The organism is Bacillus sp. EB V-12 (genome assembly GCF_056158125.1).
In genome coordinates this window covers 39,562-55,471 of record NZ_JBUXJL010000013.1, presented here as the reverse complement: position 1 = coordinate 55,471, position 15,910 = coordinate 39,562, and the positions used below count along the sequence as shown (strand labels likewise).

13 protein-coding genes are annotated in these 15,910 nt (G+C 34.8%); 5 read left to right on the top strand and 8 right to left on the bottom strand.

Features of this window, described 5'->3' with window-relative positions; genetic code table 11:
- Positions 1 to 128: 128 nt before the first annotated feature.
- Positions 129 to 1,421 carry an NCS2 family permease gene (locus ACZDYH_RS26400; RefSeq protein ID WP_000487192.1) on the bottom strand — a complete coding sequence of 431 codons (1,293 nt, stop codon included), beginning with the start codon at positions 1,419 to 1,421 and terminating at the stop codon, positions 129 to 131.
- Between the two features lie 281 nt (positions 1,422 to 1,702).
- On the opposite strand from ACZDYH_RS26400, the gene ACZDYH_RS26395 reads away from it, so the two are divergent.
- On the top strand, positions 1,703 to 3,094 hold the full coding sequence (locus ACZDYH_RS26395) for an amino acid permease (RefSeq protein ID WP_290102144.1): 1,392 nt from the start codon (positions 1,703 to 1,705) through the stop codon (positions 3,092 to 3,094).
- 181 nt (positions 3,095 to 3,275) lie between these two features.
- Positions 3,276 to 4,823, top strand: a complete 1,548-nt coding sequence (locus ACZDYH_RS26390) for a DNA-binding protein (protein WP_000791509.1) — start codon at positions 3,276 to 3,278, stop codon at positions 4,821 to 4,823.
- A gap of 35 nt (positions 4,824 to 4,858) precedes the next feature.
- On the opposite strand, the gene ACZDYH_RS26385 is transcribed toward ACZDYH_RS26390, so the two are convergent.
- Positions 4,859 to 6,580 (bottom strand): DUF2339 domain-containing protein, encoded by a 1,722-nt coding sequence (locus ACZDYH_RS26385; protein WP_434713497.1) that lies wholly within the window; start codon positions 6,578 to 6,580, stop codon positions 4,859 to 4,861.
- A 140-nt stretch (positions 6,581 to 6,720) separates the two neighbouring features.
- Positions 6,721 to 8,022: a branched-chain amino acid transport system II carrier protein BrnQ1 gene (gene brnQ1, locus ACZDYH_RS26380; protein ID WP_474887523.1), complete on the bottom strand. Its 1,302-nt coding sequence runs from the start codon at positions 8,020 to 8,022 to the stop codon at positions 6,721 to 6,723.
- 252 nt (positions 8,023 to 8,274) lie between these two features.
- Between brnQ1 and ACZDYH_RS26375 the strand changes: the two genes are divergently transcribed.
- Positions 8,275 to 9,660, top strand: coding sequence for a peptide MFS transporter (locus ACZDYH_RS26375; protein ID WP_000443143.1), 1,386 nt, complete (start codon positions 8,275 to 8,277; stop codon positions 9,658 to 9,660).
- 30 nt (positions 9,661 to 9,690) lie between these two features.
- On the opposite strand, the gene ACZDYH_RS26370 is transcribed toward ACZDYH_RS26375, so the two are convergent.
- From ACZDYH_RS26370 to ACZDYH_RS26350, 5 genes are all read right to left on the bottom strand, one after another.
- Positions 9,691 to 10,812, bottom strand: coding sequence for a YHYH domain-containing protein (locus tag ACZDYH_RS26370; protein ID WP_048558574.1), 1,122 nt, complete (start codon positions 10,810 to 10,812; stop codon positions 9,691 to 9,693).
- 140 nt (positions 10,813 to 10,952) lie between these two features.
- Positions 10,953 to 11,585, bottom strand: coding sequence for a class A sortase (locus tag ACZDYH_RS26365; RefSeq protein ID WP_001041727.1), 633 nt, complete (start codon positions 11,583 to 11,585; stop codon positions 10,953 to 10,955).
- A gap of 117 nt (positions 11,586 to 11,702) precedes the next feature.
- The gene (locus tag ACZDYH_RS26360; protein WP_001080043.1) at positions 11,703 to 12,176 is read right to left on the bottom strand and encodes a DUF2178 domain-containing protein; all 474 of its coding nucleotides are present in this window, start codon (positions 12,174 to 12,176) and stop codon (positions 11,703 to 11,705) included.
- On the bottom strand, positions 12,169 to 12,387 hold the full coding sequence (locus ACZDYH_RS26355; RefSeq protein WP_000154019.1) for a helix-turn-helix transcriptional regulator: 219 nt from the start codon (positions 12,385 to 12,387) through the stop codon (positions 12,169 to 12,171). Before ACZDYH_RS26355 ends, ACZDYH_RS26360 begins: the two co-directional genes overlap by 8 nt.
- 112 nt (positions 12,388 to 12,499) lie before the next feature.
- Positions 12,500 to 13,780: a 3D domain-containing protein gene (locus ACZDYH_RS26350; RefSeq protein ID WP_149214794.1), complete on the bottom strand. Its 1,281-nt coding sequence runs from the start codon at positions 13,778 to 13,780 to the stop codon at positions 12,500 to 12,502.
- Positions 13,781 to 14,000: 220 nt separating this feature from the next.
- Here ACZDYH_RS26350 and ACZDYH_RS26345 point away from each other — a divergent pair, with 220 nt between their 5' ends.
- Positions 14,001 to 14,942, top strand: coding sequence for a methyl-accepting chemotaxis protein (locus tag ACZDYH_RS26345; protein WP_000495036.1), 942 nt, complete (start codon positions 14,001 to 14,003; stop codon positions 14,940 to 14,942).
- Positions 14,943 to 15,078: 136 nt separating this feature from the next.
- Positions 15,079 to 15,891: an undecaprenyl-diphosphate phosphatase gene (locus ACZDYH_RS26340; protein ID WP_000434794.1), complete on the top strand. Its 813-nt coding sequence runs from the start codon at positions 15,079 to 15,081 to the stop codon at positions 15,889 to 15,891.
- Positions 15,892 to 15,910 lie beyond the last annotated feature (19 nt).

The following is a 15,910-nucleotide window of genomic DNA, read 5'->3' as shown; positions in this document are numbered from 1 at the left end:
TTTCTTTCTCCTCCACCCTTATTATAATATATATTCCAATAAGTAATTTATATTTTACATTACTAATTTAAGTTTCACTTTATTATACACAAAAAAGGAGCCCCTCATAAGAAGCCCCCTCTCCTATATTATAAGAATAAATGACATCCAAATAAAATTGTAAATAAGTATAGTAACGGATGCACTTCCATCCCTTTCCCTTTCACAATTTTCAAGACTGGATACACTAGAAATCCAATTGCAATTCCATTCGCAATACTAGATGTTAACGGAATACCTATAAAAATTAAAAATGCTGGTAACGCATCTTCAAATTCATTCCAATTAATATCTCGAATGCTTTGTGCCATTAAACTACCTACTATAATTAATGAAGGAGCTGTAATAGCGGCTACACTTGATAAAGAAGCAATAACAGGACTAAAAAATGCCGTTATAATTGTTAGACCAACAACTACAATCCCTGTTAATCCAGTTTTACCACCTGCAGCAATACCTGCTGACGATTCAATCGTCGCTGCTGTTGGGCTTGTTCCAAAGATAGAACCTGTAGTCCCGCCAATTGCATCTGCAATAAACGCTTTACCAAAACGCTTCTCTGTATTGTCTGTAATTAAACCTGCTTGTTTAATTAAACCAAGTAATGCACCTGTTGTATCGAATAAAAGTACAAGTAAAAATGAAAATACAACGCCGTATAATCCGTATTCAATTACATCTGAAAAGGCATTGATTGGGTTTGAAACGATGATACCCTCTGGTAAATGAGGCATCGCCACAATTTTATCAGCAAACTTCAATTGCCCTGTAAAGAAGGCAATAATTCCTGTCACAATCATACTAATAAATAATGCACCACTCACACGCAATGTCATTAATACCGCCGCTAATATTAAACCAATTAAAGTTAAAATAACAGCTGGGGAATGAAAATCACCAATCGTAACTAAATTAGACGGATGATCCACGATAATTCCAGAAAGGCGCAATCCAATAAAAGCAATAAATAGTCCAATTCCACCTGCAATTGCATGCTTTAAACTATCAGGAATTGCTAAAATTAACTTTTGCCTAAACGAAGTAAAAGATAATAAAAGAAAAATAATCCCCGTTACAAATACAGCTGAAAAGGCAACTACATATGTAATCCCTTCTGCCTTCTGTACAACAGAATAAGCAAAATATGCATTCATTCCCATAGCTGGAGCAATAACAATCGGGTAATTCGCGAAAATCGCCATACCTACTGTTCCAACAACGGTTGCAATAATTGTTGCTGTAAACGCTTGGTCAAATGGTACACCTGCATCAGATAATATTTTTGGATTGATGACAAGAATATACGCAAATGTAAAAAAAGTTGTGATGCCAGCTAAAAACTCTTGCTTCACAGAAGTGTTATATTTTTGTAATTGAAACATGCTTATGTACCCTTCCTACACCTGAATTATTATCACACATTCTTTTTCTTACTAGTATGTGAGAAAATATAATACTTAATCTTAACAATCAATAAAAAGAAGAGTCAATATATTCCCTAATAGTTCGAATTTTAAGTTTAAGTCTGACAAGTACAGATGTAGTACAGTTCATTATGATTATTTTTGTAGCATAACAGATAGAAATGTTTTATAATTTGAAATAGTTAAATATTTAGCAAACGCATTCAAATATCGTTCACTCTACAAGGGGGATTCTTCTTATGCAGCACACAAACAAATCTGGAACTTTAAATCGTGGTTTAAAAGAACGACATATTACTTTAATGTCACTGGGCTCAGCTATTGGCGTTGGACTATTTTTAGGATCCGCTTCCGCCATTAAACTAGCAGGTCCTTCTATTTTGCTAGGCTATATGATTGCCGGTCTCGTTATTTTTTTCATTATGCGAGCGCTTGGGGAAATGGCAATTGAACAACCTGTTGCTGGTTCTTTTAGTAAATATGCATATGATTATATTGGACCACTCGCTGGTTATATTACTGGCTGGAATTACTGGTTCTTATGGGTTGTTACTTGTATGGCTGAAATTACAGCAGCTGGTATTTACATGCAGTACTGGTTCCCAGATATCCCGCGCTGGATTTGGGCATTACTTGCTCTATTATTAATGAGCGCTTTTAACTTCTTATCGGTAAAAGTATTTGGAGAACTTGAGTTTTGGTTTGCTCTCATTAAAATTGTCACAATTATCTGTATGATAGTAGTCGGAGCTGGTATTATTTTATTCGGATTCGGAAACGGTGGTATCGCTACTGGTATTTCAAATCTTTGGTCACATGGTGGCTGGTTCCCAAATGGATTTTCTGGGTTACTACTCTCCATGCAGATGGTACTATTCGCTTATTTAGGCGTTGAATTAATCGGTGTTACAGCTGGTGAGGCTCAAAATCCGAAGAAAACACTCGCAAAGGCAATCGATAACGTATTTTGGAGAATTCTACTCTTTTACGTTGGGGCATTATTCGTTATGATGGCAATTTATCCATGGAACGAACTTGGTGAGAAAGGCAGTCCATTCGTATTAACATTCCAACAAATTGGTATCGCAAAAGCAGCAGGTATTATTAACTTTGTCGTATTAACAGCAGCTCTTTCTTCTTGTAACGGTGGTTTATTTAGTACAGGCCGTATGCTATATACATTAGCTCAGCAGAAAAAAGCTCCTGAAAGATTTGGTCGTTTAAATAAAAATGGCATTCCAAGCCAAGGAATTGTAGCAACTGCTATCGTTTTACTAATTGGTGTTATATTAAACTATCTCGTACCTGCAAAGGTATTTACATGGCTTACTAGCATTTCAACTTTCGGTGCAATTTGGACTTGGGGAATTATATTAGTCGCTCAAATTAAATTCCGTAAAAGCTTGCCTACTCAAAATAAACAAAAGTTATCGTATAAAATGCCTTTATACCCATTAAGCTCATATTTCTCACTCGTTTTCCTTGTATTAGTATTAGGTATAATGGCGTATTCAGAAGATACACGAATTGCATTGATTGTCGGCCCAATTTGGCTTATCGGCTTAGCAATCGTATATTACATGAAAGGGTTTCATAAGATGGATGAAACACCTAACTCAAAAATTAGTTAAGCAAAACATCCCTTCCTTATTACTTGGAAGGGATGTTTTTATATCTATATAAATATTTCTCAACAAAATTCACGGTATTTTTACAATTTTTTAATATTTTTTATGTTTTCCGTCTTTATTTTTACAGAAAAATAAATTACATTATTAAAGCACATATATTTATTATTAGGGGGATTCTTCTATGAAGAATAAAAAATGGATTACATTTTCTTTAGCAACAGCAATTACACTAAGTATAGGGACCTCGTTCATACCGTCTACTTATGCCGAAAGCTCTGTAGACCCAGCTCCTGAAATTGCTGCAAAAGTTGTAAATCAAAACAATGGGAAGAAAGTATTATTCGATAATACACACGGTCAAACTGCTGGGACAGCTGACTGGGTTATTGACGGCGGCTTTTCTGACTTCGGAAACGGCATTGCAAAAAACGGATATCACGTAAAGGAACTTCGTAAATCAACACCTATTACGTACGAAGACTTAAAAGATTACAATGTATTTATCGTTCCAGAAGCTAATATTCCTTACAAAAAATCTGAGCAGGACGCTATGTTACAATATGTAAAAAATGGTGGTAGTATCTTCTTTATTGCTGATCATTACAATGCAGATCGTAATAAAAATCGCTGGGACTCTTCTGAAGTATTTAATGGATATAGACGCGGTGCTTGGGATAATCCAGCAAAAGGAATGTCTAATGAAGAAGCAAATTCACAAGCTATGCAAGGAGTAGAAAGCTCTGATTGGCTCTCTGACAACTTCGGTATTCGCTTCCGCTACAATGCACTTGGTGATGTTTCAGCGAAAACAATTGTATCGCCTGAACAATCTTTCGGAATTACAAAAGGTGTTTCGTCTGTAGCAATGCATGCTGGTTCTACTCTAGCAATTACAAACCCAAAACTAGCAAAAGGACTTGTTTACCTTCCAGAAAATCCATCAAAATGGAATAACGCTGTTGATAGTGGCGTTTATAATGGCGGTGGTATTGCAGAAGGCCCATATGCTGCTATCGCAAAAGTAGGACTTGGAAAAGCTGCCTTTATTGGTGACTCTTCTCCTGTTGAAGATGCTACGCCAAAATACGTTCGTGAAGATTCTGGCCAAACAAAGAAAACTTACGATGGTTATAAAGAAGAAAACGATGCGATTTTATTAGAAAACATCGTAAATTGGTTGTCAAATAAAGAGACATTTACAAGTTTAGATCAAGTAAATGGTTTACAACTTGATTCACCTACAGCTCTACAAACATTTGAACAGCCAAGCTTATCAACAGAACCACAACCTGAACCTTGGAGTGCACCAAATGCAGGTTATCAATGGTTTAATACAAATACTTTTAAACCAGGTTCATACGGTTATAACGGTGCGGTAACAACAAGCGACTACGTCGTTACACACCCTAGCATTCTACCAAACAATGAAATTTTCCAAATGAAGATTCAAGTAAATAACTTACTACCTAATACAACGTATAACAACTATTCTTTAGGTATCTTCACTACTGGTGGAACACAAGTGGCTAAAGTACAAAATGCAAACGGCACTTGGCCATCTACTTTCGGATATAGTAGTGCATTTTCTTTCACAACAAACAGCTTAGGCTCTGCTGAGAAAGTTGTAAATGTACAGATTGATTCAAATACAACTGGACAAGCAACGCTTCGTCTACGCCAAAATACAACAACGAAATATAATGAAACTGTAACGATTAATAAGAAATAATAAAAAAGGCAATCCATACATGGATTGCCTTCTTCTCACTTCTCTTCCTTCGAGAAAAACATTCTTGAAATAACGATACCTATACTACCGACGATTAGGAATAACACTGCCCTAATCATCATCGATACCTCTGGTAAGTCAAGTAAGAATAACTTCCCTACCGTTACGACTAAAACGACTAAACCAGCATATAATATTTCATTCATATCCCTATTTCTTCCAAACCAAACCGCAAATAATGCATATACCATCCATAATAACGATACTGATACACTAATTACGCTTCCATCTGTAGATAAAACTTCACCGATTCTCGTAATTGTAATAAATACAATTATCATAAACCAATAGAGCACTATAGAATACATATATTTGCCGAAGCTCGCTAATACTTCTTTCGCTTCTCTCATACAATAATAGAACGTTCCTATTAAAATAAGATGAGCAACAAAGCCTGCCGAAATAAATTGATCAAACGGGCTAAAAATAGTCTGTATCATTCCAATTGCGTAAACCGTCGCACTAACATACAATTTTATCTGTTGTTTTACTTTAATAGAAGTGACCATGCCGAGGAAACCTTGTAACAATAGTACAATCGCTGCATTCACTAAACTATACTCATATAAAATTGCTAAACTAAATGCTCCCATTGCGAAACCAAATAAGAGATTTGTAAATGTAGAATGTCTATTTTTCCTATATTCACATACGAACATAGCGGCATGTACGAATGCACTAATAATCAATCCCCATGTTGTAAAATCAGGTATTTTTGAAATAGCTAGTATAAAGAACACTGCATTCGCACTAAATATCGCCAAACGTGGTTCTAGTATAAAACTTCTCTCCGTAAACATATGCCAAAATAATAGTAAATGAATCAAACCATATACAATCGTTAACTGTATTTGCAAGTTCTCTACTAACATTGACATAACAGCAAAGAAAACGAAAAGGACAATAGCAGCAACAGCGTAAGAAATCATATATAAGTATTTATAACGATTTTTCAACGCATACCATAATAAACTAAGTGTTAATACTGTCTCATATCCAAAGAAAATATAAGGATTAGGAGTCGTACTATTTAACAAGAATGGTACGAAGAACGCACCGACCGCTACGAAAATAGTGAGATATTCCGATTGATATCTTTTCGCTAAATAAATACCTAAAATAACCCATGCAATATTACAGAGAAACGCGACACTTGCCGGAATAAATCCATATAAATAATGTGCTGCAAACGTCGTTAGAACAATCCCGGTAATACTTCCTCCAGCTAATACTAATCCTAACGCTTGCCGCTCTCTTTTAATTTGAATATCTCCTATATAATACAACCCGATAGATAATGCGATACCAAACACAATTCGTATCGCTGGTGTTAATAAACCAGCATCTACCCCTGCTTTAAATAACCAGATCACTCCAAGCAACATAATACCGACAAATACACGAGGTAACCACGTTTGACAAAACTTAATAATATTAAATGGCTCTGGTTTAAAAGCAGATATATCTACTTGTTTTACCTCACGTTCTTGCACAGGCTCTTTTATCGTAACTATTTCTTCTTTTGGCTTTTCCTCCATTACCGTTTCAATATATTCCTTCTTTTCCTTACTAACATGTTGCTGAGCGTTTTCTACTTCGATTTCCCTTTGCTTCACCTTTAATTCAGCAAGTGCTTCTTGAATCGTTTCAATTGCCGTTTCGAGTGCTTCTATTTTCTTATCCAAATCCTTCTTCATATGCTACCCCCTTATTCGTAACTCTCATTAAACCTATATATTACCAATTATCTTTATCATACTCTTAGTCTATTCATTTTCAATAGTATTTTTCCAAAAAAAGAAAGGTGTCTTCCCAAAATAGGAAAACACCTTTTTACTCATTTATTCTTATTTAAAGCAATACTAACGATGAAACCAAGACACATGCCTATAATAGCTGGAACAATCCACCCAACACCTTCTGTATAAAACGGAATGTATTTTAATACTGACGTCCACTGATTCATCATTACATTTTTATTTAAAATATCAATTGCACTAAATATTGCTACAATCCAAACAGTTACTGCATATACGTATGCATACTTCCCAATATACTTATGGAATAACCCTAGAATAATAAGCGTTAATGCAATTGGATAAATAAATCCAAGAATTGGTACTGATACTTTTAAAATTTGCGTTAATCCTAAATTAGCTAAGATCATACTAACAACGCTTACTATAAATGCCCACACTTTATAAGATACTTTCGGAAATGCACTCGCAAAAAATTGACTACAAGACGTAACAAGTCCAATTGAAACACATAAACAAGCGATAGTAAAAATAAGACCTAATAAAACGACTCCGCCCTGTCCAAATAATGTAATCATAACTTGTACTAACACTTTCGCACCGTTATCAAATGTTCCTAATGAGCCACTAATTGCCCCCACATATCCAAGGATGACATAAATAATAGATAATAATAGTCCTGCCCCAATTCCAGCAATACTCATATATTTCGCTAAACCTTTATCATCTTCAATACCCTTTGCACGTAATGCATTTGCAATAACAATTCCAAAGATTAAAGCAGCTAACGCATCCATTGTTAAATATCCATCTAAAAACCCTTGAAACATAGGAGCTTGGCCATAGTTCCCTATTGGTTCTTTCATATCTCCTACTGTTGTAAACATACTCTTTATAAAAATAAGTGCAATCATGCATAATAATAACGGCGTCAAGACTTTTCCAAACAACCCCATTAGTTTAGATGGTGATAAACTTAACCAGTAAACAATACTAAAGAAAATAACTGTGTAAAACAATAATACTCCGCTTCCTGCTTCAGGGAATAACTGACCTGGCCCCATTTCAAAGGCTAAACTTCCCGCACGTGGTATACCAAGCCCAGGTCCAATAAATACATACACGATACATGGAAAAATAATTGCAAATGAAGAATGAACTCTACCCGCTAACGTTTGAAAACTTCCTGCTTTTGCAATAGAGGTAACACCTAATATAGGAAGACCTGTTGCTGATATAATAAACCCTACTAATGAAATCCAAACATGTTCTCCTGCTTCATACCCAAGGAAAGGTGGAAATATAAGATTCCCTGCTCCAAAAAACATAGAGAATAACATAAGGCTAATAAGTAAAATTTCTTTTTTCTGTAACAATTTCATTTCTTTCTCCTTCTTTAATTTCATCTTTTATGAAATCAATTTCACATATAAAAAAGTACAATAACCCGCTTCCTTACAAAGAAAACATAGTCCATAGTCTATCACAAAAGAAACACCCATTCTATAGCTATTCCTCTTTTCCAATTTCTTCTGAAAAATCAACCTTTATTGACTTATAATAGTTAATAAAGTAAAATATTAAATGTACAAAATTATTAACTTTGTTTTTGTTTGTGTCAGGAGGAAAATAACATGGAATCAGCGATACAACTAGAAAGAGAACAACAAAGAAAAAAGAAACATCCTCCAGGTTTATACTTACTCTTCTTTACAGAAATGTGGGAAAGATTTAGTTACTATGGATTACGAGGATTATTAACATTATATTTAACGACAGCTTTAGTAAGCGGTGGTCTTGGGTTTAGTCCCGCATGGGCACTCTCTATTTACGGATTTTACACTGGAGCCTGTTATTTCACACCAATGATTGGTGGATACTTAACAGATCGTTTTCTAGGTAGACGAAAAGCGATTACAATTGGTGGTATAACAATGGCAATCGGTAACCTTACACTATTTGCCTTGCAAAACCAATTAGGCCTATACCTCGGATTAGCGCTTATTATTATCGGTAACGGATTCTTCAAACCGAACATCTCTACACTGGTTGGGGAATTATACGAAGAGAACGATCCAAAACGTGATAGTGCATTTACCATTTTCTATATGGGTATTAACGTCGGGTCATTTTTAGCTCCACTCGTTTGCGGATTTTTATCAGAAAATTTATTCAAAACAACAGTTGATGGCGTTGTACATTACGGATTCCGTTACGGTTTCTTAGCCGCTTCAATCGGAATGATCATTGGACAAATTTTATTTACAACACTATCAAATCGCTTCCTTGGTAATATCGGTAAAAAACCAACTCGCGATTTACAAACAGCTGCTGGACAACCATCAGTAGGAGATACACCGTTAACAAAAAAAGAAAAACAACGTACCGCAGTTATCGTCATTTTAACATGCTTCGTTGTCTTCTTCTGGGCTGGCTTTGAACAAGCTGGTAGCTCATTAACATTATATACAAACAAATTTGTAGACCGCTCTGTGTTCGGATGGGAAGTTCCAACATCTTGGTTCCAATCGGTCAATCCATTATTTATTATTTTGCTTGCTCCAGTCATTTCTGCATTATGGGCAAAACTTGCAACTCGCAAGCAGGGTGATTTAAAAATCCCAACTAAAATGGGACTTGGTATGATCTTGCTCGGTATCGGTTATATCATTCTCGTTATCGCTACATTAAAAACAGGTAGTGATGAACATAACATTACAGAAAAAGCAAACTTACTGTTTATCGTCTTTACGTATCTTTTCCATACGTTAGGTGAGCTATTCTTATCACCTGTCGGACTATCAATGGTTAGTGCGCTTGCTCCGGTAAAATTAGCATCTTTACTAATGGGTGTATGGCTAGCAAGTTCAGGTATCGCCAACATTTTAGGCGGACAACTTGCAAGCTTCACAACTTCACTTGGATACGCTGAAGTATTCACGGTTATTGGCGCTGTGGCAATTGTACTAGGTTGTGTTTTATTATTAATTTCTAAGAAATTAGTGAAATGGATGGATTAAAAAAGATGAGGAATTTCTCCTCATCTTTTTTTATGCTGTTTTACCTTTTTCAATTGCTTGTTCGTACAGCTCTTTATGTTCTTTATATTCACTTGGTACGAAACTCTTATAGAAGAATGAGAACCAGCTGTCTCCCTTTTTATACCCTTCTTCTCGAATTTCCGCTGCTTTTTTATTCGATTTAAATCCTTCAGTAAACCATTTCTTTAACAATTCATTTCTTTCATACTTAGCAGGAACTTTTAAATCATAGTTTTCAAATGCATACTTATAGCCAGCCTTTTCTACTGCCTTTTTTGTAGACTTATAGCCTTTTTCATACGCTGTTTCATATGCCTTCACGTATACTTCTTTCTCTCTATTCCCAGGATTCTTTTCAGCTAGTTCTTTCCCTGTCTTTTCCCCTAACTCAGCTTGCTCTTTTTCAATTTTTTCTGTTCTTTCTTTATTCCCTACTTTGAATCCGTCTGCAAAGTTTACCTTAAACTCTGGAGCAACTTGACTATCGTCCATCGTCTCTTGTGCTAAACCTTGTTCTTTTCCTTTTTCAAAATGCGTTTTCTTCTGCTCTTCTAAAGACCATACGGCTGCATAAGTCGCTTTAAACGCTTGTTTATATGCATCAGATTTTCCAGCTACATGCACTTCTGCATCATTTTTTCCTGCTTTAAAATCAGTTTCTCCATTCTTTTGACCTTCAAGTTGACCTTTTTCCATATCAGCTTGGCGCTGCGCTTCCTCTTGCTTACGTGCCTCTTCAGCTTTTCTTTGTTCCTCGGCTACACGTTGTCTCTCTTCTTCAGCTTTACGCTGTGCTTCTGCATTACGTTGTTTTTCCGCCTCAGCGTTGCGTTGCGCTTCTGCAGCACGTTGTTTTTCCGCCTCAGTATTGCGCTGTGCTTCTGCTTGTCTCTCAGCTTCTACAGCACTATTATTATTCTGGCTAGGAGCTGGGCTCGTTGCGCCACTACTAGAAGCTGGTTTATTGTGATAATGATATTCCCCGTACTGTAATCCCCATTTCTCACAATTTGTACGACACGTATGTCCGCCATTAGCATCTGTACGCCCTGGATGTGCATAAGCTGAAATTGGAGCTACCAATAACGCTATACTCGTTGTTAAAAGAAGTTTCTTCACCTGTTGTCTCACTCTTGTTCCTCCTAAAATATAGAATCCTAACTTTATTATACATAAATAGAATAATATTTGAATACAAACCAAAATATTCTATTATTTCTCAACATTAGTAAAAAAAGAAGGTGAACTCTTTAAAGAGTTCACCTTCTTTTTTACTTCTTCGCCTTCGTTCCTACTAAATCACCAGCAACAACATAACGCTTAGAATTATCCTTTACAGATACACATGTAATAAGCGTTATCTCATCTTTCCCATGATCCTCTACAACTTCCCACTTATCAGGAGTTACTTCAGATACACCAGTAACCGTATACTCATATTCATTTTCATTGTCATACAAATAGATTTTATCGCCTTTTTTCAAAGAAGCTATATCACTAAATAAAACACCTTTTTTAGACATATTATGTCCTGCTAATGCGTAATTTCCTTTTCCCATAACTTGATTCTCTTTTACTGTCGCTGCACCTGATAATAAGTTTTTTTCAGTAGAAGCTTTTAAAACAGGCAGTTCTACTGAAACACTTGGAATCGAAATACGACCAATTACTTGTTTCTTATCTAATGATGCATTCGCTACTTCCGCCAAGTCTGGTTGATTAATTTTGGAAGCATCTACAAATTCCGTCTCATGCTTTTCATAATCCATCTTTTGAACAGCCTGCACATTTTCAGTCTGTTTCTTTTCAGCCTGATATCCATCATAAAATGGCTTTCCAATTAATACGCCACCTACAACAAATAGCAGAATTGCTACTATACTATAAATTCTTTGCTTATTCATACACAGTTCCTTTCCCTTACAAAATCTTACTCTATATAAAATGATAAAATAATATCGCTATATGTACAAGTATTAGCTTAAAAAGAAACCTTCTTGCCAGTGCAAGAAGGTTTCTTTTTAAGCTAATTTATTTCTGTATAGTGATACGTGAAATACTGTCATTTGAATAAAGAAAATAGAAAATAGAATATATAATGGGTATCCAGGAAGATATTCATTAATAATAGGCGAAAAAGTTAAAAATCCAACTGCACAAGGTAACACAAACCATAACGATACAAATGTTGTTCGACAAGCTTTATCCGTAATCGCTTTTTCACGTTCATCTTCTAGCGGAAATAATAATGGATACATCCAAAAAGATAAATTCTTATATTTTTTCTTTTGAATTCTATAAAAAATTGTAACTATAATTGCTCCAATAAATAATAAAATGAATGGTACTCCATTAAACCATACTTCAAATGGGAATTTCTCGTTTTTAATTATATCTGCTAACTCTGTAATGACACTATAAAATTCAACAAATGTCCAGCATGCTAAAGCAGTATAAAGCACGTTTATGATATAAGAAAAAACAATTCTATTCATCCTCTTCCCCCTCCTTATTTAAAACAAACACATCTTCCATCTTTAACTGAAACACATCACAAATTGTAAGTGCTAATAACAACGAAGGAACGTAATCCCCTTTTTCAATTGCAGCAATTGTTTGTCTCGTTACTCCAACCTTTTCTGCTAATACACTTTGCGTAAAGTTAAAACGAGCTCTTAATTCTTTTACTCTATTTAAAATGGTCAAATTTACCACCTCTCACCATTATTGTATGCTATCCTTAACAAAATGTAAACTCAACTTAACATTATTATTATAAAAAAATCCAACTTTACGTATTGTAAAGTTGGATTACGCTTTAGTTTAAAATTGTAACTTTAACTGTTCTTCTGCCCCAACTACTTGATGAACCTTTATCTGGCATTAAAACATCAATTCTATGCCCCTTAATAGCTCCACCAGTATCGGCTGCAATTGCTACTCCATAACCTTCAACATTTACAGTCTTTCCTAATGGAATAACATTTGGATCTACAGCAATTAATTTCATTCCTGGGTTTGCAGTTAAGTTATAGTGTCCCCATGCAGAAAATACTTGTTGACCTGGTGCATAACCATTTTCCGCTGGATCAGCTGTATAAGCTGTAGCTTCTACATAAATTTCTTTCCCACCAGCAGTTGGCTTAGAAGGTGGTTCAGGTTGTGCAGGTTTTGTAGGTTCTACCTTCGAATTATTATTAGCAACTGGTTCAGCTGGTTTATTAGCTTTTTCTTGTTTTTGCTTTTCAGCAATTTCTGCTTGTGCTTTCACTAAAGCTTCTTGCTCTGCTTTTGCAGCCGCTTCTGCTTTTGCACGCTCTTCCGCTGCGATTCTTGCTGCTTCTTGTTCACGAGCAATTGTTTCTTGTACTGCCTTCATATTTGATTCAATTTTAGCTTTCTCTTCCGCTGCTAAATTAAGTTGGCTTGCAACTTCATTATATTTAGCTTGAACTGTTTGCAAGTTATCTTGACGTTTTTTCAGGTTATCTTGCAGTTCAGCTTGCGCTTTTGCTAATTTTTGTTTGTCTACTACTAAAGATGCTTCTTTTTCGTCAATTGTTTTCTTGTCCTCTTCAATTTGACGAAGATCTTGTTCTTGTAGACGTAAAATTTCTTTATCAGCTTCTAGAATAGTAGAAACTGCGTTCATACGTTGTAAGAAGTCTGCAAAGTTTTTTGACTCTACTACAACTTCTACTACTAAACTTGTATTTGAACTGTTTTGAACAGAAACCATACGTTTTCTCATAATATCTTTACGAGCAAGGACTTTATCCTCTAAAACGATAATTTCTTCCTTTTTTTGTTCAATCTGCTTATGTGTTTCATCAATTTTACGTTGAATAGCAGCTTGATCCTCTTTATTTTTTGCAATTGTATTATTTAAATTATGTAGTTCGTTTTCGATACCTTTAATTTCTTTACTAACAGCTTGCTTTTCTTGCTCTTTCTTTTGCATTTCTGCATCGTTTTGTTGCAATTGCTGTTGCATGTTGTTAAGTTTCTCGTCGTTTGACTCTGCTTTAACAGCGACTGTACTAGAAAGACCGATAATTCCTGCTAATACTAGACAGCTGATTCGCTTAAAATAGTTCATAATCCGACTCCCTTCTTATACAGTTATACATGATTTATTTTACAGTTTGTTTACAAAACGATTAAATACAGTTTATTTTTCGTGACGAAAAAAAGAGAATTATGAATAAAATGTAATAGATTCTTAAATATTTAACAATTCCTATATTTAAAAAATACAAAAGATGCTAAAATCCAAATATAGAGAAAATATAACTTTCGAAGGCGGTTGAAATAAATACATGTTTACTCAAAAAAAATCACTCCAACATACAATTGCTCAATTAGAAGAGCGTATACAAGAATTAGAATTAGAATTAAAACAAAAGGATATTGAAAAGCAAGAGACTATTTCTACTATCCACGATCGTGTACAAAGCGTTGTCCAAGAGCATCAACTTGTAAATAACCAACACAATACACTTCAAAATTTAGTTCAACAATTAAGTTCATGTTTCGAAAATGTTTCAACACGTACGACACATTCCAATGAGTTAAATAATGAAATGTTACAAAAGGAACAAAGCTTAATTCAGTCTATTGCAGAAATTATTGACTGCTCTAATGAAGGAAAAGAATCCGTTCACCGCTTACTTATTGTAATTAATAAATTAGGTGAACAATCTCAACGCACGTCTAATAGTATGAATCATCTAAGCGAACGCTCAAAGGAAATCGAGCAAATTGTAGAAGTCATTCAAAACATTGCAGCACAAACAAATTTACTTGCATTAAATGCGAGTATTGAAGCCGCACGTGCTGGGGAGCACGGTAAAGGATTCGCTGTCGTTGCCAATGAGGTAAGAAAACTAGCGGAAAGTACAGCAGAAAGTACAAAAAACATCGGCAACTTAACGAAAAAAATTCAAGAAGAAATTGAAAAAGCATATGATAACACAAAAGATAATTTACATTTAGTCGATGAAGGTGTAGAAATGAGCGCCGATACAAATGCTAGAATTGAAAATATTTTAGTTATGATTCAAACGTTACAAAATGGTGCTACAAATGTTATTAAGGCTATCGAAAACCAAAAGTCTTGTAATGATGACATATTACGAGAATTCGCTAACACACAACAAATGTTCCAAAAATTAAATACTACTATTATGAATCATATTCATGATGCTGAAAAAGTCGATGTTCAATTGTCTAAAAGTCTTCAAGAAACAGTAACTTCTTAATTAAAAATAAAAATCCCTTATACTGCTATAAGGGATTTTTATTTTATTTTGAATATTTATTTCTTTTCAATATTCATCCATATCTTTGTTATAATGGAAAAGTTGTTTGTTTCAACTAATAAACAAGGAGGTTATTATGGAACAATTTTACTACGTTTTAAAATATTTAATTCTCGGTCTGTTCCAAGGACTAACAGAACCAATTCCGATTTCTTCAAGTGGTCATCTCGTTTTAGCACAACATTTGCTAGGACTAAAAATAGAAGGGTTTAGCTTCGAACTACTTGTTAATTCAGCTTCATTATTAGCTGTATTACTTATTTATAGAAATGATTTAATTCGTCTAACGAAGAATGGTCTCTCTTATATATTTACAAGAGCAGAAGACGCAAAATCAGATTTCTTCTTTATTATTTATCTTGTTATTGCAACCATTCCAGCAGGTGTTATTGGTGTTTTATTTAAAGATTACATCGATCAGTACTTAAAAGGTGTGAAGATGGTTGGGATTTCCCTTCTTATTACTGCTGTCGGCCTTTGGATTATTAGAAATTTACGCGGTCGTAAAAATGATGGCGACCTTTCTATGAAAGATGCAATCATCGTCGGATTAGCACAAGCTTGCGCACTGATTCCCGGAATAAGCCGATCTGGTGCCACAATCGTAGCAGCAATGTTACTTGGTATGAAGCAAGAAACAGCTCTTCGCTTCTCATTCTTACTATACATTCCTGTTAGCTTAGGTGGCTTGTTGTTAAGCATTACAGACATTGCAAATGATCCAAATCTAGACACATTATTCGTACCATATGTCGTTGCATTCATCGCAACATTTATCATGACGTATATTTCACTAAAATGGTTTATGAACATTATGGCAAAAGGAAATTTAAAATATTTCTCTTTCTATTGTATTATCGTAGGTGTACTTACTCTTATTTTCTTATAAAGTAAAACTTACAAATTGA